This window comes from Rhizobacter sp. P2_H2, assembly GCF_056403375.1.
Window position 1 is genome coordinate 1 of the sequence record NZ_JBFUFP010001555.1, and the last position, 906, is coordinate 906.

At 69.9% G+C, this 906-nt stretch carries 1 protein-coding gene; it reads left to right on the plus strand.

The annotated features are described in order from the left end of the window. Nucleotides 1–906: DNA polymerase Y family protein (locus AC1D15_RS34695; RefSeq protein ID WP_477829648.1), on the plus strand; the 906-nt coding region annotated here is incomplete at both ends.

Here is a 906-nt window from a genome sequence, read left to right on the forward strand (position 1 = left end):
ACGCGAAGCTGCGCGACTACACCGGCCGCGGCGTCATCACCACCTCCACCTACGCGGCGCGCGCGCTCGGCGTGTACTCGGCGATGGGCATGATGAAGGCCGCCGCGCTCGCGCCCGACGCGATCCTGCTGCCGGTCGACTTCGACGAATACCGCCGCTACTCGCGCCTGTTCAAGGCCGCGGTGCGGCAGATCGCGCCGGTGGTCGAGGACCGCGGCATCGACGAGATCTACATCGACCTGACCGACGTGCCCGGTGCGCAGCACGACGCCGGCCGCAGCCTCGGCCAGGCGCTGAAAGACGCGGTGTTCGACGCCACCGGCCTGACCTGCTCGGTGGGCATCACGCCGAACAAGCTGCTGTCCAAGCTGTGCTCCGAGCTCGACAAGCCGAACGGGCTGACGCTGCTGTCGTTCGACGAGATTCCCGCGCGCATCTGGCCGCTGGCCGCGAAGAAGGTCAACGGCATCGGCCCGAAGGCGAGCGAGAAGCTGGCCGGCTTCGGCCTGCACACCATCGGCGACATCGCCGCGGCCGACCCGGCTTGGCTGGTCGAGCACTTCGGCAGGAGCTACGGCGCGTGGCTGCACGAGGCCTCGCATGGCCGCGACGAGCGCGCGGTGGTGACGTACAGCGAGCCGAAGTCGATCAGCCGCGAGACCACCTTCGACCGCGACCTGCACGCGGTGCGCGACCGGCCGGCGCTGTCGGCCATCTTCACCGAGCTGTGCGTGGAGCTGGCCGGCGACCTGGCGCGCAAGGGCTATGCCGGCAAGACGATCGGCATCAAGCTGCGCTTCGACGATTTCAAGATCGTCACGCGCGACCTGACGCTGGCGGCCCACACGATGGACGCCCGCACGATCCGCCGCGCCGCCGGCGAATGCCTGAAGCGCGTCGACCTGT